General features: G+C 69.6%; 19 protein-coding genes and 1 riboswitch. Of the genes, 14 read left to right on the top strand and 5 right to left on the bottom strand.

Annotated features, from left to right (window positions below; all coding sequences use genetic code 11):
- From glyA to gcvT, 3 genes are all read right to left on the bottom strand, one after another.
- On the bottom strand, window positions 1-1,194 hold a 1,194-nt coding region (gene glyA / locus HLK59_RS24675), incomplete at its 3' end, for a serine hydroxymethyltransferase (protein WP_171143682.1).
- A gap of 15 nt (window positions 1,195-1,209) precedes the next feature.
- Window positions 1,210-1,587 (bottom strand): glycine cleavage system protein GcvH, encoded by a 378-nt coding sequence (gcvH, locus tag HLK59_RS24670; protein WP_046261643.1) that lies wholly within the window; start codon window positions 1,585-1,587, stop codon window positions 1,210-1,212.
- 117 nt (window positions 1,588-1,704) lie between these two features.
- The gene (gene gcvT / locus HLK59_RS24665; protein WP_171143681.1) at window positions 1,705-2,820 is read right to left on the bottom strand and encodes a glycine cleavage system aminomethyltransferase GcvT; all 1,116 of its coding nucleotides are present in this window, start codon (window positions 2,818-2,820) and stop codon (window positions 1,705-1,707) included.
- Between the two features lie 143 nt (window positions 2,821-2,963).
- Window positions 2,964-3,058, bottom strand: a riboswitch (glycine riboswitch).
- A gap of 221 nt (window positions 3,059-3,279) precedes the next feature.
- On the opposite strand from gcvT, the gene HLK59_RS24660 reads away from it, so the two are divergent.
- From HLK59_RS24660 to HLK59_RS24620, 9 genes are all read left to right on the top strand, one after another.
- Entirely contained in the window at window positions 3,280-3,954 is a 675-nt protein-coding gene (locus HLK59_RS24660) for an AAA family ATPase (protein ID WP_171143680.1), read from the top strand.
- Window positions 3,955-4,034: 80 nt separating this feature from the next.
- Window positions 4,035-4,805 (top strand): enhanced serine sensitivity protein SseB, encoded by a 771-nt coding sequence (locus HLK59_RS24655; RefSeq protein ID WP_171143679.1) that lies wholly within the window; start codon window positions 4,035-4,037, stop codon window positions 4,803-4,805.
- 155 nt (window positions 4,806-4,960) lie between these two features.
- On the top strand, window positions 4,961-5,761 hold the full coding sequence (locus HLK59_RS24650) for an enhanced serine sensitivity protein SseB C-terminal domain-containing protein (protein WP_171143678.1): 801 nt from the start codon (window positions 4,961-4,963) through the stop codon (window positions 5,759-5,761).
- A 313-nt stretch (window positions 5,762-6,074) separates the two neighbouring features.
- On the top strand, window positions 6,075-7,085 hold the full coding sequence (locus HLK59_RS24645; protein ID WP_171143677.1) for an ABC transporter permease: 1,011 nt from the start codon (window positions 6,075-6,077) through the stop codon (window positions 7,083-7,085).
- A 71-nt stretch (window positions 7,086-7,156) separates the two neighbouring features.
- Window positions 7,157-8,956, top strand: coding sequence for an ABC transporter substrate-binding protein (locus HLK59_RS24640; RefSeq protein ID WP_171143676.1), 1,800 nt, complete (start codon window positions 7,157-7,159; stop codon window positions 8,954-8,956).
- Window positions 8,957-9,066: 110 nt separating this feature from the next.
- Window positions 9,067-10,065, top strand: a complete 999-nt coding sequence (locus tag HLK59_RS24635; protein ID WP_171143675.1) for an ABC transporter permease — start codon at window positions 9,067-9,069, stop codon at window positions 10,063-10,065.
- Window positions 10,062-11,159, top strand: a complete 1,098-nt coding sequence (locus HLK59_RS24630; RefSeq protein WP_171143674.1) for an ABC transporter ATP-binding protein — start codon at window positions 10,062-10,064, stop codon at window positions 11,157-11,159. The genes HLK59_RS24635 and HLK59_RS24630 overlap by 4 nt, the downstream gene beginning before the upstream one ends.
- Window positions 11,160-11,170: 11 nt before the next feature.
- Window positions 11,171-12,379 (top strand): dipeptide ABC transporter ATP-binding protein, encoded by a 1,209-nt coding sequence (locus HLK59_RS24625; RefSeq protein WP_171143673.1) that lies wholly within the window; start codon window positions 11,171-11,173, stop codon window positions 12,377-12,379.
- A gap of 79 nt (window positions 12,380-12,458) precedes the next feature.
- Window positions 12,459-13,115 (top strand): trimeric intracellular cation channel family protein, encoded by a 657-nt coding sequence (locus tag HLK59_RS24620; RefSeq protein ID WP_171143672.1) that lies wholly within the window; start codon window positions 12,459-12,461, stop codon window positions 13,113-13,115.
- On the opposite strand, the gene HLK59_RS24615 is transcribed toward HLK59_RS24620, so the two are convergent.
- Window positions 13,024-14,268, bottom strand: coding sequence for an alpha/beta hydrolase-fold protein (locus HLK59_RS24615; RefSeq protein ID WP_171143671.1), 1,245 nt, complete (start codon window positions 14,266-14,268; stop codon window positions 13,024-13,026). The two genes, HLK59_RS24620 and HLK59_RS24615, sit on opposite strands and share 92 nt — an antisense overlap.
- A 136-nt stretch (window positions 14,269-14,404) precedes the next feature.
- On the opposite strand from HLK59_RS24615, the gene HLK59_RS24610 reads away from it, so the two are divergent.
- Both HLK59_RS24610 and HLK59_RS24605 read left to right on the top strand, forming a co-directional pair.
- Complete coding sequence (locus HLK59_RS24610) at window positions 14,405-15,259, top strand: thioesterase family protein (protein ID WP_171143670.1); 855 nt, start codon at window positions 14,405-14,407, stop codon at window positions 15,257-15,259.
- Between the two features lie 203 nt (window positions 15,260-15,462).
- The gene (locus HLK59_RS24605) at window positions 15,463-15,867 is read left to right on the top strand and encodes a hypothetical protein (protein ID WP_171143669.1); all 405 of its coding nucleotides are present in this window, start codon (window positions 15,463-15,465) and stop codon (window positions 15,865-15,867) included.
- A 76-nt stretch (window positions 15,868-15,943) separates the two neighbouring features.
- Here HLK59_RS24605 and HLK59_RS24600 read toward each other — a convergent pair whose 3' ends face one another.
- Window positions 15,944-16,570: a TetR family transcriptional regulator gene (locus HLK59_RS24600; RefSeq protein ID WP_171143668.1), complete on the bottom strand. Its 627-nt coding sequence runs from the start codon at window positions 16,568-16,570 to the stop codon at window positions 15,944-15,946.
- Window positions 16,571-16,713: 143 nt separating this feature from the next.
- On the opposite strand from HLK59_RS24600, the gene HLK59_RS24595 reads away from it, so the two are divergent.
- The 3 genes from HLK59_RS24595 to HLK59_RS24585 are packed head-to-tail and all read left to right on the top strand — an operon-like array spanning window position 16,714 to window position 18,428.
- Window positions 16,714-16,878, top strand: a complete 165-nt coding sequence (locus tag HLK59_RS24595) for a hypothetical protein (RefSeq protein ID WP_171143667.1) — start codon at window positions 16,714-16,716, stop codon at window positions 16,876-16,878.
- A 37-nt stretch (window positions 16,879-16,915) separates the two neighbouring features.
- On the top strand, window positions 16,916-17,206 hold the full coding sequence (locus HLK59_RS24590) for a DUF4190 domain-containing protein (protein ID WP_171143666.1): 291 nt from the start codon (window positions 16,916-16,918) through the stop codon (window positions 17,204-17,206).
- A 52-nt stretch (window positions 17,207-17,258) separates the two neighbouring features.
- Window positions 17,259-18,428, top strand: a complete 1,170-nt coding sequence (locus tag HLK59_RS24585; protein ID WP_171143665.1) for a cysteine desulfurase family protein — start codon at window positions 17,259-17,261, stop codon at window positions 18,426-18,428.
- The last annotated feature ends 136 nt before the right edge of the window (window positions 18,429-18,564 follow it).

The raw sequence follows: 18,564 nt of genomic DNA, 5'->3' as shown, positions 1-18,564 counted from the left end.
GGCGTCGTAGGACGGCTTCAGTGCCGACGCGATGACGTCGGCGACCTCGGTGAAGTCCTCGGCGGTGAAGCCGCGGGTGGCGAGCGCGGGGGTGCCGATGCGCAGGCCGGAGGTGACCATCGGGGGGCGGGGGTCGTTGGGGACGGCGTTGCGGTTGACGGTGATGCCGACCTCGTGGAGGCGGTCCTCTGCCTGCTGGCCGTCGAGGTCGCTGTCGCGCAGGTCGACGAGGATCAGGTGGACGTCGGTGCCGCCGGACAGGACATTCACGCCGGCCGCGCGGGCGTCCGGGGCGGTGAGCCGCTCGGCGAGGATGCGGGCGCCTTCCACGGTACGCGCCTGGCGCTCCTTGAACTCCTCCGATGCGGCGACCTTGAAGGAGACCGCCTTGGCGGCGATCACGTGTTCCAGGGGGCCGCCCTGGAAGCCGGGGAAGACGGAGGAGTTCAGCTTCTTCGCGAAGGTCTGCCGGGCGAGGATGATGCCGCCGCGGGGGCCGCCGAGGGTCTTGTGGGTGGTGGAGGTGACGACGTCGGCGTGTTCGACGGGGTTGGGGTGCAGTCCGGCGGCGACCAGGCCGGCGAAGTGGGCCATGTCGACCCAGAGGTAGGCCTCGACCTCGTCGGCGATGCGGCGGAACTCGGCGAAGTCGAGCCGGCGGGGGTAGGCGGACCAGCCGGCGATGATGACCTTGGGGCGGTGTTCCTTGGCGAGGCGTTCGACCTCGGCCATGTCGACCAGGCCGGCGTCGTCGACGTGGTAGGCGACGACGTTGAACTGCTTGCCGGAGAAGTTCAGGCGCATGCCGTGGGTGAGGTGGCCGCCGTGGGCGAGGTCCAGGCCCAGGATGGTGTCGCCGGGGGAGGCCAGGGCGAAGAGGGCGGCCTGGTTGGCGGAGGCGCCGGAGTGGGGCTGGACGTTGGCGTACTCGGCGCCGAAGAGGTCCTTGACGCGGTCGATGGCGATCTGTTCGGCGACGTCGACGTGCTCGCAGCCGCCGTAGTAGCGCCGGCCGGGGTAGCCCTCGGCGTACTTGTTGGTCAGGACCGAGCCCTGGGCCTCCATGACCGCGAGCGGCGCGAAGTTCTCCGAGGCGATCATTTCCAGGGTGGACTGCTGACGGTTCAGCTCGGCGTCGACCGCGGCGGCGATCTCCGGGTCCAGCTCGTGCAGGGGCGTGTTCAGTGCGGACATCAGGTGTACGACTCCTCAGCCGGCGGAAAAGGCGGTGTACTCGTCGGCGGAGAGCAGGTCGGCCGGCTCGTCCGCGATGCGTACCTTGAACAGCCAGCCGCCCTCGAAGGGGGCGGAGTTCACCAGCGACGGGTCGTTGACGACGTCCTCGTTGACCGCGGTGACCTCACCGGACACCGGCGAGTACAGGTCGGAGACCGACTTGGTCGACTCCAGCTCGCCGCAGGTCTCGCCCGCGGTCACCGTGTCACCGACCTCCGGGAGCTGCACGAAGACGACATCGCCGAGCGCGTTGGCCGCGTGCTCGGTGATGCCGACCGTCGAGACGCCGTCCTCGGCGCCCGACAGCCACTCGTGCTCCTTGCTGTAGCGCAGCTGCTGGGGGTTGCTCATGGCCTGAATTCTCCTGTACGCGGGGTGATGGTGAATGTCGGGGACTGCTGGAAACACGCGTGAGCAGCGGAAATGTGCGCAGGGTCACGCGCGGGCGCGCGACCTCGCGTCCAGTGTCTACTTCTGGCGCTTGTAGAACGGCAGAGCCACGACCTCGTAGGGCTCGTGACTGCCCCGGATGTCCACACCGACTCCGGTGGTGCCCGGCGCGGCGTGCGCGGCGTCGACGTACGCCATCGCGATCGGCTTGCCCAGCGTGGGGGAGGGGGCGCCGGAGGTGACCTCGCCGATCACCTGGCCGTCGGCGACCACGGCGTACCCGGCGCGGGGGACCCGGCGGCCCTCGGCGATCAGGCCGACGAGGACGCGCGGCGGGTGCGAAGCGGCGCGCTCGGCCGCTGCCTCCAGCGCCGCTCGCCCCACGAAGGGGCCGTCCTTGTCGAACTTCACGACCCGGCCGAGCCCGGCGTCGAACGGGGTCAGCGAGAGCGACAGCTCGTGCCCGTACAGCGGCATGCCCGCCTCCAGGCGCAGCGTGTCCCGGCAGGACAGGCCGCAAGGGACCAGGCCGACGTCCGCCCCGGCCTCGGTCAGCGCCTGCCACAGGGCGACGGCGTGCTCGGGCTTCACGAACAGCTCGAAGCCGTCCTCGCCGGTGTATCCGGTGCGGGCGATGAGGGCGGGGACACCGGCGACGGTGCCGGGCAGACCGGCGTAGTACTTCAGGCCGTCGAGGTCGGCGTCGGTCACCGACTTGAGGATGCCCGGAGACTCGGGTCCCTGCACGGCGATCAGCGCGTAGGCGTCCCGGTCGTCGCGGACCTCGACCTCGAACTCCTCGGCGAGGTTGCTCAGCTCGTTCAGTACGTTCTGGGCGTTGGAGGCGTTGGAGACGATCATGTACTCGGCGTCGGCAAGCCGGTACACGATGAGGTCGTCCAGGATGCCGCCGTCCTCGACGCAGATCATGGTGTAGCGGGCGCGGCCCACCTTCACGGCGGCGAGGTCGCCGACGAGGGCCCAGTTCAGGAACTCGGCCGCTTCCGGCCCGCTCACCGTGATCTCGCCCATGTGCGAGAGGTCGAAGAGCCCGGCCCTCGTGCGCACGGCGTTGTGCTCGTCGCGCTCGGAGCCGTAGCGCAGGGGCATGTCCCAGCCGGCGAAGTCGGTCATCGTCGCGCCGAGCGAGCGATGCAGGGCATCGAGCGCGGTAAGACGGGGTTCATTGCTCATCGGACGGTTGTCTCCCAAGGCATGACGGCGAGGTCGTTCCTCCCCATCTGTCATCGGAACCTGAGAGGTTCGTCATGACCGCAGGGGACATGACTTGCACCTTGGGTGGAGCCGCCGGAGGGCGGCTCGCTTTTCAGATGTGCCTCGCCCGCGCGGTAACGGGGACCTGAGAGATTCAAGGGAGGGACTTGCTCCTTCGGCGTCCCAGCAGGGCTGGGAACTCTCCCGCGCGGATTCAAGCGGCCGGTATGCAGTTGGCGCGGACATCATTGCACGCATCCGTCCGGCGGGGCAGGGGTGGCTCCCACCGGGCCCGCACGGACTCCACCGTCACTCGCCGCACCCTGTAGCAGGCCTGTTGCGAGAAACAGACGGAAACAGGAGGCACCGCGGATTACCTTCTCTTTACACTCGACGGGGATGGGAACTCGTGACCCACCCCAGGGGAGGACGATCACGGTGAACAGGACCACTGCGTACGCCACGACCTCGGCCGTCGCGCTGCCCGCACAGCCGGCCACCCCGCTCCGGGAGACGGTCCGGGAGACGTGTGCGCCGCAACCGGTCGTCCGCGACCTGCGCGACCGTGCGGGGCACAGCCCGCACGCCCTGCTCTTCGCCCCGGACGACCTCGTCGTGATCACCGGCCTGCCCGGCAGCGGCAAGTCCACGCTGATGCGGCGGGCCGTCAAGGGCACCCGGATCGACTCCCAGGACACCCGCGACCGCTGGGACGAGCGGGCGCCGCGCCTCCTGCCGTACGCGATCTACCGCCCCCTGGTCCGGGCCGCCCACTACTTCGGTCTGTTCCGTGCCCTGCGCTCCGGCAAGGGGGTCGTCGTGCACGACTGCGGCACACAGTCCTGGGTGCGCGGCTGGCTGGCCCGTGAGGCCCGCCGGCGCGGCGGCACCCTGCATCTGCTGCTCCTCGATGTCACCCCGGACACCGCGCTGGCCGGTCAGCGCGAGCGCGGCCGCGGTGTCTCCAAGTACGCCTTCCTGAGGCACCGCACGGCGGCGGCCCGGCTGATCCGCTCGGTGGCGAAGGGCGACCTGCCGCAGGGCGTCGGCTCGGCGGTGCTGCTCGACCGGGACGCGGCGGACACCCTGCGCCGGATCGGTTTCACGGGCTGACCTCGGCCGCCCCCGTACCCGCTAGCCTTTTCAGCCACAGACAAGCCACAAGCGGCAGTACTCGGCAGGCGGACGGACAGATGGCATTCCCGGCACAGGCACACCCCCATCCGCACGGCGGCGGATGGCCCGGCAACGAGCTGGAGGAGGTGCTCTCGGCCTCCCTCGGCATGCCCGCGGCCGGTGCCCGGATCATCGAGGTACTGGGCCGCAGCTTCGTGTGGATCCCGCTGCCGAACGGCGGCGGCCCGCACAGCGGTCCCCTCGACCTGCCCAGCATGGAGATCGGGGGCCAGGCGTACGTCCCGGTCTTCAGCTCCGAGGAGCAGTTCCGCCAGGTCGCGGGCGGGCACATGGCGTACACGATCGCGCCCGCGGTCGAGTTCGCGCGGGGCCTGCCCCCGCACATCGGGATCGCGGTGAACCCGGACGGGGTGGTCGGCGTCCCGCTCCCGCCGCCCGCAGTCGCCGAGCTCTGCCGCATCGGCCGCACCCCGCTGGACGGCCCCAACACCGGCGGCCGCGTCAAGCTCTACGAGCCGGACTGGCAGGAGGAGCCGGTCGACTTCCTCGCCACCGCCTCCGCCGAGTTCGCCGCGACGGGAGTCGTCCTGACGGCCCGCCGCTGTCTCGCCTCGATCGAGACGGCCGACCCCGTGATGTTCGTGGGTGTCGAACTCTCCCAATGGGAGGGCGACTTGCGTACCCTCCCGATGGACGCCCTGGGCCGCGCCCTGGGCCGGACCCCGGTGCGCTGGCCGGTGAACCTGGTCCTGTTGGACGTAGCGGATGATCCGGTGGGTCACTGGATGCGAGAAAAGGTACGTCCGTTCTACACACAGGGTCACTAGACCCACCCAGGGGCGCGGGGCTGTACCGATGTGCGGCTCCGCCGCGTGGGCGCGACCAGCCCACCACGGCCCGCACCCGGCGGACCACCGCAAGCCCCGAGCCGTCACCGCTTAAGCTGTCGGCAGACATACGCACCGTTTCTCCGGAGGGACTCGTGAGCGCGAGCGGCACCGCCGCGACCGGCCAGGTCGAGCACATGCTGCGCCAGGTGACGCCCGGGCGCTACGACGCCTACGAGGCACTCCTCCGCGCCCTCGCCGCCCCCTCCTCCGGCCAGATCTGGATGCTTCTCTGGCACGGCCAGTCGGGCTCGCCCGACGCCCAGTACGGAAACATGGAGGTGGGCGGGTACGGATACGCCCCGTGCGTCACCTCCGCCCAGGAACTGAGCGCCAGCGGGTGGAACCGCTCCTACGAGGTCGTCGACGGGGTCGATGTCGCCCGCACCCTGTACCCCGACCACTTCGGCCTCTGGCTCAACCCGCACGCCCCCGGCGGCGGCGTCGGCATCCCCTGGCTCGACCTGCGCCGGATCGCCACCGGCCTGGAGCGTCAGCCCGCCGGCCCGCTGCGGCTCTCGGAGCCCGGGATCGAGATTCCGCAGTTCTACGGCCTGATCGCGCAGAACGCCCACCGCACCCCGGCCGTCCGCTCGCTGCGCCGCGCCTGGGTGCAGCCCGCGCTCGGGGCGCCGTACCTCGCCATCGGTCTGGATGTGTACGACACCAGTCCGCCCGCCGTGGACTCGGTGCGCGCGATGATGCAGCAGTCCATCGGCGCGGTCCCGGACGGGCTGCCGGTGTCGACCGTCGCCATGTCCGACGAGTACGACCCGGTCGCGATGTGGATGCGCGCGAGCGCCCGCCCCTTCTACGACCGCGAGGCGCACGCCGCGGCTCCGGCCCAGGCCCCGGCGGCCGGGTACGGCTACCCTCCGGCGCCCGGCGGCTACTGATCCAGACCGTCACAGGCTCCTCTGTTACGGGAGTGTATCTGCGCGCGTAGATGAGGGCAGAAGGCCCCTATGAGGCCGTCATTGTCCCAACTGGTCCCCGTCCGGCCGCCGTTACCCGGCGTCCGGATAACGGAACCCTCCTAGCCGCATCACGTTTATGCATCCTTTCACCGCCAAGTCTGGCAACAGATCGCCAAAGCGTTGAAGACTCCCGCAGCAGGGGTGGGTTCGCCCCTGTGTACGACGGACTGATCACGCCGCCACAGCGGCAAGTGAAGGCCGGCTACCGCCGGTTGAGAGGGGCCCCTGCCAGATGACGGCACCATTGCACGAGCCGACCGCGGAAGCGGCCCCGAGCGCGGCCGAAGAAGCGGCGGTTATCAGCGCCGACGCCAAGGCCGTACAGGGGCGTTCCCTGGGACGGATCGCCTGGGAGCGCCTGAAGCGGGACAAACTCGCTCTCGCGGGTGGCATTGTCGTGCTCTTCCTCATCGTCGTCGCACTGCTCGCGCCGGTGATCACCAATCTGTACGGGCAGGACCCGAACACGTACAACGACAAGGACCTGATCGACCCGCTGTTCGGCACCCCCAAGGGGTCCTTCGGCGGCGTCAGCGGCGACCACTGGCTGGGTGTCGAGCCGGTCAACGGCCGCGACATCTTCGCCCGGATCCTCTACGGCGCCCGCATCTCCCTGCTCGTCGGCTTCCTGTCCGCGATCGTCGCCGTCGTCATCGGCACGATCCTGGGCATCCTGGCCGGCTTCTTCGGCGGCTGGGTCGACTCCGCGATCAGCCGGGTCATGGACGGCCTGCTGGCCTTCCCGCAGCTGCTCTTCATCATCGCGCTGGTCTCCGTCATGCCGAACGAGATGCTGGGACTGACCGGCACCGACGTGCGCCTGTTCGTGATGATCCTGGTCATCGGCTTCTTCGGATGGCCCTACATCGGACGCGTGGTGCGCGGCCAGACGCTCTCGCTGCGTGAGCGCGAATACGTCGAGGCGGCCCGCTCGCTCGGCGCCGGGCGGTTCTACATCCTGTTCAAGGAGCTGCTGCCCAACCTGGTCGCGCCGATCATCGTCTACACGACGATGATGATCCCCACCAACATCCTCACCGAGGCGGCGCTCAGCTTCCTGGGCGTGGGCGTCAAACCGCCCACGGCCTCCTGGGGGCAGATGCTCTCGAACGCGATCGATTACTACAAGTCGGACCCCACGTACATGGTGGTCCCCGGTGTGGCGATCTTCATCACCGTTCTTGCCTTCAACCTCCTCGGCGACGGCGTGCGTGACGCGCTGGACCCGAAGGGTTCCCGCTGAACTGCCGTACACAAAGCGTCCCGTGGCACCAACACGGGGTCTCTCTCATCAAATCCGGAGGATCCGAGATCGTGACTACCCAACGCACCTCAGGGCGGCGGAAGCAGGCGTTTGCCGCTGTCGCCGCGGTCGCCGCGCTGCTGACCACGGCGGCGTGCGGCGGCGGCGGTGATGACAGCGACGACGGCGGCAACAGCGCGGGCGCGGCTGGCTTCAACGCCGCGAACAACAAGGTCGCCCAGGCCTCGCTGGCCAAGAAGGGCGGCGAGCTGAAGTTCGCCGGTGCCCAGGACGCCGACTCGTGGGACACCACGCGTGGCTACTACGGCTTCATGTGGAACTTCGCGCGCTACTACAGCCGTCAGCTCGTGACGGGTGCCGCCGCGCCGGGCGAGAAGGGCACCGAGCTCACGCCGGACCTCGCCACCGGTCTCGCCAAGGTCTCCGACGACGGCAAGACCTACACGTACACCCTGCGTGACGGCGTCACGTGGGAGGACGGCCAGGCGATCACGTCCAAGGACGTGAAGTACGGCATCGAGCGCGTCTGGGCGCAGGACGTGCTGTCCGGCGGTCCGGTGTACCTGAAGGACGTCCTCGACCCCAAGGGCGAGTACAAGGGCCCCTACAAGGACACCTCCGCGGACAAGCTGGGTCTGAAGGCGATCGAGACGCCGGACGACAAGACCATCGTCTTCAAGCTGCCCGAGGCCAACGCCGACTTCCAGGAGATCCTCGCCCTGGTCTCGGCCTCCCCGGTCCGCCAGGACAAGGACACCAAGTCCAAGTACGGCCTGAAGCCGTTCTCCTCCGGCCCGTACAAGTTCCAGTCGTACAGCCCGGGCAAGGACCTGGTCCTGGTCCGCAACGACAAGTGGAGCCAGGCCTCGGACCCGATCCGCAAGGCGTACCCGGACAAGATCTCGGTCAAGTTCTTCTCGAACGCCAACGACCTGGACGCCCGTCTGCTCGCCGGTGACTACGACCTGGACATCAACCAGACCGGTCTGTCCCCGCAGGGCCGCACCACCGCCCTCCAGGAGCACAAGGCCAACCTGGACAACCCGGTCTCCGGCTACATCCGCTACGCGGTCTTCCCGCAGACCGTGAAGCCGTTCGACAACGAGCACTGCCGCAAGGCCGTGATCTACGGCGCCGACCACGTCTCGCTGCAGACCGCGCGCGGTGGCCCGGTCGCCGGTGGTGACATCGGCACCAACATGCTGCCCCCGACCGTTCCCGGTTCCGAGGGCCAGAGCTACGACCCGTACGAGCTCGCCGGTGCCAACAAGAACGGCAACGTCGCCAAGGCCAAGGAAGAGCTGAAGGCCTGCGGTCAGCCGAACGGCTTCAAGACCACCATCGCGGTGCGTAACAACAAGCCGGTCGAGGTGGCCACCGCCGAGTCCCTCCAGGCCTCGCTGAAGAAGGTCGGCATCGACGTCGACATCGAGCAGTACGACGGCTCGCAGACCTCCGGCATCATCGGCAGCCCCTCGAACGTGAAGAAGAAGGGCTTCGGCATCATCATCATGGGCTGGGGCGCGGACTTCCCGTCCGTCCAGGGCTTCGGTCTGCCGCTGTGGGACGGCAAGTACATCCTCGAGAGCGGCAACAACAACTTCGCCATGATCGACGACAAGAAGATCAACGGCCTCTTCGACACCTACGTGAAGACGCAGGGTGACGCGGAGAAGCTCCAGATCGCCAAGGACATCAACCACGCGGTGATGGACGGTGGCTACTACCTGCCGTTCGTCTTCGAGAAGTTCGTGAACTGGCGCGGTGACCGTCTGGCGAACGTCTACACCTCGGACAACTACTCCGGTATGTACGACTTCGTCAACCTCGGTCTGAAGTCCTCGAAGTAAACCCGGCACACCCGCCGAACGGCACGAAAGGCAGGTGAAGGCCGGCGACGCGTGATCGCGGGCCACCGGAAGATCTCCGGTGGCCCGCGATCCGCGGCGGGCCGAGAGCTGTGCTCGCTTACCTCATCAGGCGGCTGTTTGCCGCCGCAGTGATGCTCGTGGTCATCGTCATGGTGGTCTTCGGCATCTTCTTCCTCGTCCCCAAGTGGGCGGGTGTCGACGTCGCCCTGAGCTTCGTGGGCAAGCAGGCCGACCCCGCCGCTGTCGAGGGCGTGCGGCAGAAGCTGGGACTGGGCGACCCGATCTACGCTCAGGTCTGGGAGTTCTTCAAGGGCATCTTCGCGGGCCGCACCTATGTGGGCGGCGGCGACGTCATCCACTGCTCCGCGCCGTGCTTCGGCTACTCCTTCCGCAGCGAGCAGGCTGTCTGGCCGGTGCTGACCGACCGCTTCCCGGTGACCCTGGGGCTGGCGCTCGGTGCCGCCGTGCTGTGGCTGATCCTCGGTGTCTCCGCCGGTGTGCTCTCCGCGCTGAAGCGGGGCAGCTTGTGGGACCGCGGTGCGATGGTCGTCGCCCTCGCGGGTGTCTCCCTCCCGATCTACTTCACCGGTCTGCTGAGCCTGGCGATCTTCTCCTACGGCCTCGGCTGGATCGAGGGCGAGTACGTGCCCCTCGACGAGAGCTTCACGGGCTGGCTCGGCGGCATGATCCTGCCCTGGATCACCCTGGCGTTCCTCTACGCCGCGATGTACGCCCGGATCACCCGCGCCACCATGCTGGAGATCCTCGGCGAGGACTACATCCGGACCGCGCGCGCCAAGGGCCTCAAGGAACAGGTCGTCATCGGCAAGCACGCCATGCGCTCCACGATGACGCCGATCCTGACCATGCTCGGTATGGACCTCGGCGCCCTCATCGGCGGCGCGATCCTGACCGAGACCACGTTCAGCCTCCCCGGCCTCGGCCAGGCCGTGCTGAGCGGCATCAAGAACCAGGACCTGCCCATCATTCTGGGCGTCACCCTGATCACCTCCGTAGCCGTGCTGATCGCCAACCTCGTGGTGGACGTCATGTACGCCGTGATCGACCCCCGAGTGAGGCTCGCATGACCGAACTCAGCAAGAGCGGAGCGGCCGTGGGCGAGCCCACCCCCGCTTCGCCCGCGCCGACCGCCTTCCTGGAAGTGCGCGACCTGAAGGTGCACTTCCCGACCGACGACGGTCTGGTCAAGTCCGTCGACGGGCTCAGCTTCCAGCTGGAGAAGGGCAAGACCCTCGGCATCGTGGGCGAGTCCGGCTCCGGCAAGTCGGTGACCTCGCTCGGCATCATGGGCCTGCACACCGCCGGCCAGTACGGCAAGCGCAAGGCGCAGATCTCCGGCGAGATCTGGCTGGACGGCACCGAGCTGCTCACCGCCGACCCGGACCACGTGCGCAAGCTGCGCGGCCGTGACATGGCGATGATCTTCCAGGACCCGCTGTCCGCGCTGCACCCGTACTACACGATCGGCCAGCAGATCGTGGAGGCGTACCGCATCCACCACAAGGTGGACAAGAAGACCGCCAAGCGCCGTGCCGTGGAGATGCTCGACCGGGTCGGCATCCCGCAGCCGGACAAGCGGGTGGACAGCTACCCGCACGAGTTCTCCGGCGGTATGCGCCAGCGCGCGATGATCGCGATGTCGCTGGTCAACAACCCCGAACTGCTCATCGCGGACGAGCCGACGACCGCCCTGGACGTGACCGTCCAGGCGCAGATCCTCGACCTGATCCGGGATCTGCAGAAGGAGTTCGGCTCCGCGGTCATCATCATCACCCACGACCTGGGCGTCGTCGCCGAGCTCGCCGACGACATCCTGGTGATGTACGGCGGCCGCTGCGTCGAGCGCGGTCCGGCGGAGAAGGTGTTCTACGAGCCCCGCCACCCCTACACCTGGGGTCTGCTCGGCTCGATGCCCCGCCTCGACCGCGACCAGCAGGAGCGCCTGATCCCGGTGAAGGGCTCCCCGCCCTCGCTGATCAACATCCCGTCCGGCTGCGCCTTCAACCCGCGCTGCCCGTACGCGGACGTCCCCAAGGACAACGTCACCCGCACGGTCCGCCCCGAGCTGTCCGAGGTCGGCAGCCAGCACTGGGCCGCCTGCCACATGACGCAGGAGCAGCGGGAGCGTATCTGGACCGAAGAGATTGCGCCGAAGCTGTGAGCGAGGACAAAGTGAGCATCCCTGCGCAGAGCGAAGGCACGGTGATCACCAAGGGCGCCGTCGCCCCCGGCGAGACCCTGCTGAAGGTGACCGGGCTCCAGAAACACTTCCCGATCAAGAAAGGCCTGCTCCAGCGGCAGGTCGGCGCGGTCCGCGCGGTCGACGGCATCGACTTCGAGGTCAAGTCCGGCGAGACCCTCGGTGTCGTGGGCGAGTCGGGCTGCGGCAAGTCGACGATGGGCCGGCTGATCACCCGGCTGCTGGAGCCGACCGCCGGCACGGTCGAGTTCGAGGGCCAGGACATCACGCACCTCGGGGTGAGCGGGATGCGTCCGCTGCGCCGCGACGTCCAGATGATCTTCCAGGACCCGTACTCGTCGCTGAACCCGCGCCACACCATCGGCACGATCATCAGCGCCCCCTTCAAGCTCCAGGGCGTCACGCCCGAGGGCGGGGTCAAGGCGGAGGTCCAGCGGCTCCTCTCGGTGGTCGGTCTCAACCCTGAGCACTACAACCGCTACCCGCACGAGTTCTCCGGCGGCCAGCGCCAGCGCATCGGTATCGCCCGCGCGCTCGCGCTCAACCCGAAGCTCGTGGTGGCCGACGAGCCGGTCTCCGCGCTGGACGTGTCGATCCAGGCCCAGGTCGTGAACCTGCTGGACGACCTCCAGCAGGAGCTCGGCCTGACGTACGTGATCATCGCGCACGACCTCTCGGTCGTCCGGCACGTCTCGGACCGGATCGCGGTGATGTACCTCGGCAAGATCGTCGAGCTGGCCGACCGCGAGTCGCTGTACAAGGCGCCGATGCACCCGTACACCAAGGCGCTCATGTCGGCGGTGCCGGTCCCGGACCCGCGGCGCAAGAACGCCAAGAGCGAGCGCATCCTGCTCAAGGGCGACGTGCCCTCGCCGATCTCCCCGCCGAGCGGCTGCCGCTTCCACACCCGGTGCTGGAAGGCGACGGAGATCTGCAAGACGACCGAGCCGAAGCTCATCGAGCTCAAGCCCGGCCAGCAGGTCGCCTGCCACCACCCGGAGAGCTTCGAGGACCAGGCACCGCAGGACACCGTCCTGCTGACGGTCGCCAAGGAAGCGGCCGAACTGGTCGCGGACGAGGTGCTCGCGGAGTCGGCGGAGACGTCGGCGGCGGTGGCGGCGGAGGTCGCCGAGACCACGGAAGCCTCTTCCGAGGCCGAGGCTCCCTCCAAGGAGAAGTAAGCCCCACCAGTACGTCCTGTCAGCGAGCCCCCGCCTTCATTTGCAAGGCGGGGGCTTACTGCTGGGTGAGAATGTACGGGTGCTCCAGAACCTGTTCACTCCCTCCGTCCAGCACACGCTCGACCTGATCGGCATCTTCGTCTTCGCCATCTCCGGCGCCCTGCTGGCCGTACGCAAGAACTTCGACGTCTTCGGCATCGCCGTCCTCGCCGAGGTCACGGCGCTGGGCGGTGGACTGTTCCGGGACCTGATCATCGGTGCCGTACCGCCCGCGGCCTTCACGGACCTGGGGTACTTCATCACCCCGCTGCTCGCCGCCCTCCTGGTCTTCTTCCTGCACCCCCATGTGGAGCGCATCCAGGTCGGCGTGAACGTCTTCGACGCGGCCGGACTCGGCCTGTTCTGCGTCGCCGGGACGACCAAGGCGTACGAGTACGGGCTCGGCCTCACCCAGTCGGCGACCCTCGGCCTCGCCACCGCCGTCGGCGGCGGTGTCCTTCGGGACGTGCTCGCCAACGAGGTGCCCTCGCTGCTGCGCTGGGACCGCGACCTGTACGCGGTCCCGGCGATCGTCGGCGCCACCATGGTCGTCCTGTGCATCCGCTACGACGCCCTCTCGCCGTTCACCAGCGGGCTCGCGGCCCTCACGGCCTTCGTGCTGCGGCTGCTGGCGATGCGGTTCCACTGGCGAGCTCCGCGGGCCTGGAACCGGCGCTCGACCGTGCGCGAGGAGTAGCGCGGAGAGTGGCGCGCGCGGTGGCCCCCGCCCGGCCGTGCAGCAGTCCCATCTCCTCGGTCAGCCAGCGGAACGCCGGGACCACCTGCGGCTGCCACAGCGCCATGTTGTGGCCGCCCGCGCTCTTCGGGACGTAGACGACGTGCACGGTCGTCGGCGCCTTCGCGATCTGTTCGAGGCCGGTGGCCGCCTCGTAGCCGTCGCCGGGCTGGCCGGACTGGTAGAGCGCGACCGCGGGCGGGGTGCGGGCGTCGCGCAGCAGCACGTAGGGGTTGTTGGCGCGGCGCAGGGCGGGGGTCTCGGCGGCCAGCGAATTGCGTTCGCCGATCGGGTCGTTGTAGCCGGACATGCTGACCGCGGCCCGGTAGCGGTCGGGGTGGGCGACGGCGAGCTTGGTCGCGCAGTGCCCGCCCGCGGAGTACCCGGCCACCGCCCAGCCCGCCGGGCCCGCCTGGGCGCGGAAGTTGTCCGTGACCATCTTCGGCACGTCGACGCTGAGCCAGGTGTCGGCGTTCACGGTGCCCGTGATGTTGGCGCACCCGGTGTCCACCCCGGCCAGCAGGTTCATACGCGGGGCGACCAGGATGAACGGCGCCACCCGGCCGTCGCGCATCAGCGGCCGCAGCTGGTCGACCGCGTGCAGCGAGCCGAACCAGGCCTTCGCCGAGCCCGGGTAGCCCGACAGGAGTTCGACCACGGGGAACCTGTGGTGCCGGTAGGCGGGGCGGCCGTACTGGGGCGGCAGCCATACGTAGACCTCGGCGTTCACGCCCGACACCCGGCCCTTGAGCTGGGTCTCCCGGACCCCCCGCAGCCCGGGCCCGGAGGCGTCGGTGAAGTGCTGGCGGACCTTCGGCAGGCGTTTCAGCGCGATGCCGCCGGTGCCGTCGGCGCCCAGGTTCGCGGCCTGCTGGACGTGGTCGCCGGTGCCGAGCAGGTCGGCCCAGTCGTCGTACAGGTTGTTCTGGTTGTTGACCAGGACGAACACGAGGGCGACGGCGGTCCACTGGGCGAACACCACCATCAGCAGCCGGCCCGCGGCGCGCAGCGCGCGGGGTCCCCGCAGCCGCGACCACAGGGCGAGCGGAAGGACGACGGCGACGACGGACAGCACGATCAGTGTGTAGAGGAACGTGGTCCCGGTGAGGCTCATGCCCCTACAGAGGGGGTGGCGGGGCATCGGGTTTACGGACGAGTACGGACACTTACCAGGAAATTGCCCTGCTCTCACCCTCGCGTGATCATCTGCAAAGCTACCGCTTAGTAATTAGTTGTTGTACCGTTCAGACATGCCAGAAGCAGCTACCGCCACGCGGGCCACGATCGGCGACAGCGAGTTCGACCGGGACACCGCGCTCACCCTCCGCGAACCCGGCGTCTACGACATCGACCTCTCCGCCGGCTGGACGATCATCAGCGCCGTCAACGGCGGCTACCTTCTGGCCGTCCTGGGCCGCGCCCTCGCGGACGCCCTGCCGCACGCCGACCCGTTCACGATCTCCGCGCACTACCTGACCGCCTCCCAGCCGGGATCCGCGGTCGTCCGCACGGACATCGTCCGCACCGGCCGCACCCTCTCCACCGGCCAGGCCTCGCTCTTCCAGTACGACGAGCAGGGCAAGGAGATCGAGCGCATCCGTGTCCTCGCCTCCTACGGCGACCTGGGCACCCTGCCCGACGACGTCCGTACGACGGCGAAGCCGCCCGCGTTCCCGCCCATGGACCAGTGCTTCGGCCCCGAGGACGGCCCGGCCCCGGTCGACGGCAGCTCCGCGATCGCCGACCGGCTGATGCTCAAGCTGGACCCGTCGACCCTGGGCTGGGCCCTCGGCGCGCCCTCCGGCAAGGGCGAGATGCGCGCCTGGTTCGGACTCGCCGACGGCCGTGACGCCGACCCCTTCTCGCTGCTTCTCGCGGTGGACGCGCTGCCGCCCACCGCCTTCGAGATCGGCCTCAAGGGCTGGGTCCCGACGGTCGAGCTGACGGTCCATGTCCGCTGCCGCCCGGCCCCGGGCCCCCTCCGCGTCTCGATCACCACCCGCAACCTCGCCGGCGGCTTCCTGGAGGAGGACGCCGAGGTCTGGGACAGCGCGGACCGCCTGGTCGCCCAGTCCCGTCAGCTCGCCCGCGTCAGGCTCGGCTGAGCCTGGTGGATGCCGTCTCTGTCACGGGCTTGTACCAGCGAGTAGAGGACGGGCTCGGAGGAAACCGCAGGTCAGACATGATCCTTTAGATGGACTTTGCCTCGCGCACAGGCCGGGGACAGCGATCACTCAAGGAAGCCCTAAGCCGCGTTGATTGAGTTCCAGCCCTCAGGACTCCCTCATCCTTCTTGGAGTTGTTTCTCATGAAGCGTGTGCGTCTCATCCCCGCAGTGGCCCTGCTGGCGCTCTCGCCCCTCGCCCTGGTGGCCTGCGGCTCGGACGACTCGTCGTCGTCCTCGAACAGCGGCAACTCCGGGCAGCAGTCGTGTCAGTCCGGTGCGCCGAGCGGTGGCCCGTCGGGCATGCCCAGCGGTGCCCCGTCGGGTGCCCCCACCGCCAACGGCACGGCCCAGCCGTCCGGTGCGCCCTCCGGTATGCCGAGCGGCGCGCCCAGCGGCGGTCCCGGCGGTGGCGGCGGCCAGGGTGGCGGTCCCGGCGGCGGCCAGGGCGGCGGCTGTGGCGGTCCCGGCGGGGGCGGCGCGGCGCCCAGTGGTGCGCCCAGCGGCGCGCCGAGCCAGCAGCCGTCGGAGTCGGCCACGAAGAGCTGACCCACCACGTCGTACGACAGGGGCGGCACTCCCGGTGAACGGGGGTGCCGCCCCTGGGCGTTGAGGCCGGCCCGGCTCAGCCGCGCCAGTGGTCCCGGCCGATGCTGATGAGCCGCAGCTGGCTGGTGGCGACCTGCCGGACCCGCTCCCGCTCCTGCTCCGAGTCCTCCAGCGCCTCCAGGAACAGCGAGGCGGTGATGAGCATCTGGTCGACGTAGAGGTTCGCCAGCATCAGCAGGTCGTCGTCGCTCCAGCCCTCGGACTCCACGTCCTTGGCGAGCTCCTCCTTCACCTCCTCGGCGAACCGGGCCAGTTGGCCCCGGATGGCCTCCCGCACCGGCTGCACCCCGCCGTGCCGCTCGCGGGCGATGAAGCGGACATGGGCGGGGTGCGTGGCCACGTGGTGGGCGATCAACTCGACGGCGCGGACTATGCGTTCCTCGGCGTTGTCGGCCGAGGTGACCGTGGTGCGGATCAGGGGGTGCAGGCTGCCGAGCGCCTCCTCGACGAGGGCGATACCGAGGTCGGCGGTGGAGCGGAAGTGCCGGTAGAAGGCGGTCGGCGCGACGCCGACGGCGCGTGTCACCTCGCGCAGGCCCAGACTGCTCAGGCTCTGCTCCTCCAGCAGTCCCAACGACGCGTCGAGGAGCGCCTGTCGGGTCTTCTGTTTCTGTGCCTGCCGGATGCCGAGGGTGTGACTCATGTCATCAGTAAACAACTGTTCTCTGGAATTGAGAAGTCGCCGGGCGCGCTAGACTCTGTAGTCAGTGAACAACTGTTACTACAACTGTTCACCGACATGTAACGAGAAGCACCACGCAAGCATCTCGGAGGGGGATCCATCCCATGCTGTTCCTCGTCGCCGCACTCCTGCTCTTCGGCGCCGTCCTGGGCACCGTCGCCCACGCGCCGTTCGCCTTCACCGCCGTCGCCGCCACCGTGATCGCCGCCTGGCTCGGCATCTTCGCGCTCCGCGAGCGGCACGCCCGCCGCCACGCCTCGACCCACTGAACCACCCGACACCAGCGCACCCAGGGGACTGATCACCATGCAGCTCACCGCACCGACCACCCACAGCACCACCCATGACACCACCCGGCGCACCGCGGTCCGCGACGCCGACGGCATGGCCGTGGCCGCCTTCATCCTCGGCCTCGTCGGCCTCCTCGTCCTGAACGTCTTCCTCGGCCCGATCGCCATCGCCCTCGCCTCGGTCGCCCTGTGGCGCGGCACCGCCCGCCGCGGCCGCGCCTTCCTGGGTCTGGGCCTGGGCGTCGCCGACCTCCTGGTGCTGGTGGCGTTCATGCAGATGGACAGCACGGTGTCCTGGAGCTTCTAGCGCCAACCCTTGCACCGAGTCCTCCCGACAGGGCCCGTAGAATCGGGTCACCATGGCTTACCTCGACCACGCCGCGACGACTCCGATGCTTCCCGAGGCAGTCGAGGCACTCAGCGCACAGCTGGCCGTCACCGGCAACGCCTCCTCCCTCCACGCATCCGGCCGCCGCGCGAGGCGCACCGTCGAGGAGGCCCGTGAGACCCTCGCCGAATCACTGGGTGCCCGCCCCAGCGAGGTGGTCCTCACCTCCGGCGGCACCGAAGCGGACAACCTCGCGGTCAAGGGCCTGTACTGGTCCCGCCGCGACGCCGACCCGGCCCGCACCCGGGTCCTGGCCAGCCCCGTGGAGCACCATGCCGTCCTCGACGCCGTGCACTGGCTCGGCGAACACGAGGGCGCCACGGTCGAGTACCTCCCCGTGGACGCGCACGGCCGCGTCCACCCCGACGCCCTGCGCGAGGCCATCGAGCGCAACCCCGACGACGTCGCCCTCGCCACCGTGATGTGGGCGAACAACGAGATCGGCACCGTGATGCCGGTCCGTGAACTCGCCGACGTGGCCGGGGAGTCCGGCGTCCCGCTGCACGCCGACGCCGTCCAGGCCTTCGGCCAGGTCCCCGTCGACTTCGCCGCTTCCGGGCTCGCCGCGATGACGGTGTCCGGCCACAAGGTCGGTGGCCCGTACGGCATCGGCGCACTCCTCCTGGGCCGCGAGTACACCCCCGTACCCGTCCTGCACGGCGGCGGCCAGGAGCGCCACGTCCGCTCCGGCACCCTCGACGTGCCCGCCGTCGCCTCCTTCGCGGTCGCGGGCCGGCTCGCCGCCGAGCAGCGCGAGTGGTTCGCCCGGGAGATCGGCGCGCTGCGCGACGCCCTGGTCGAAGCGGTCCGTACGGCCGTCCCGGACGCGATCCTCGGCGGCGACCCTTCCCCGGGAGGCCGGCTCCCGGCCAACGCCCACTTCACCTTCCCCGGGTGCGAGGGCGACTCCCTGCTCCTGCTCCTGGACGCCCAGGGCATCGAGTGCTCCACCGGCTCCGCCTGCACCGCCGGTGTCGCCCAGCCCAGCCATGTCCTCCTCGCCACCGGCACCGACCCGGACCTCGCCCGCGGCACCCTGCGCTTCTCCCTCGGCCACACCTCCACCGAGGCCGACGTGGAGGCGGTCGCCAAGGCGATCGGTCCGGCGGTGGAGCGCGCCCGCGCGGCGGGGCTGACGTAGGGGAGCCGCAGCGCTCCTCGGCCGACGACGGCCGGCCCGCGACGGCCGGTCGTCCATGGTCGCTTCTAGTGTCGACACTCACGGGAAAATCGAGGATCACGCGGCAATATTGCGGCTAGCTGTCGACAGTTGACGG

The organism is Streptomyces sp. S3(2020) (assembly GCF_013044505.1).
In the GTDB taxonomy this organism is placed as follows: Bacteria; Actinomycetota; Actinomycetes; order Streptomycetales; family Streptomycetaceae; genus Streptomyces.
Note: the sequence above shows the minus strand (reverse complement) of the source record. Positions and strands in the feature narration are given on the sequence as shown.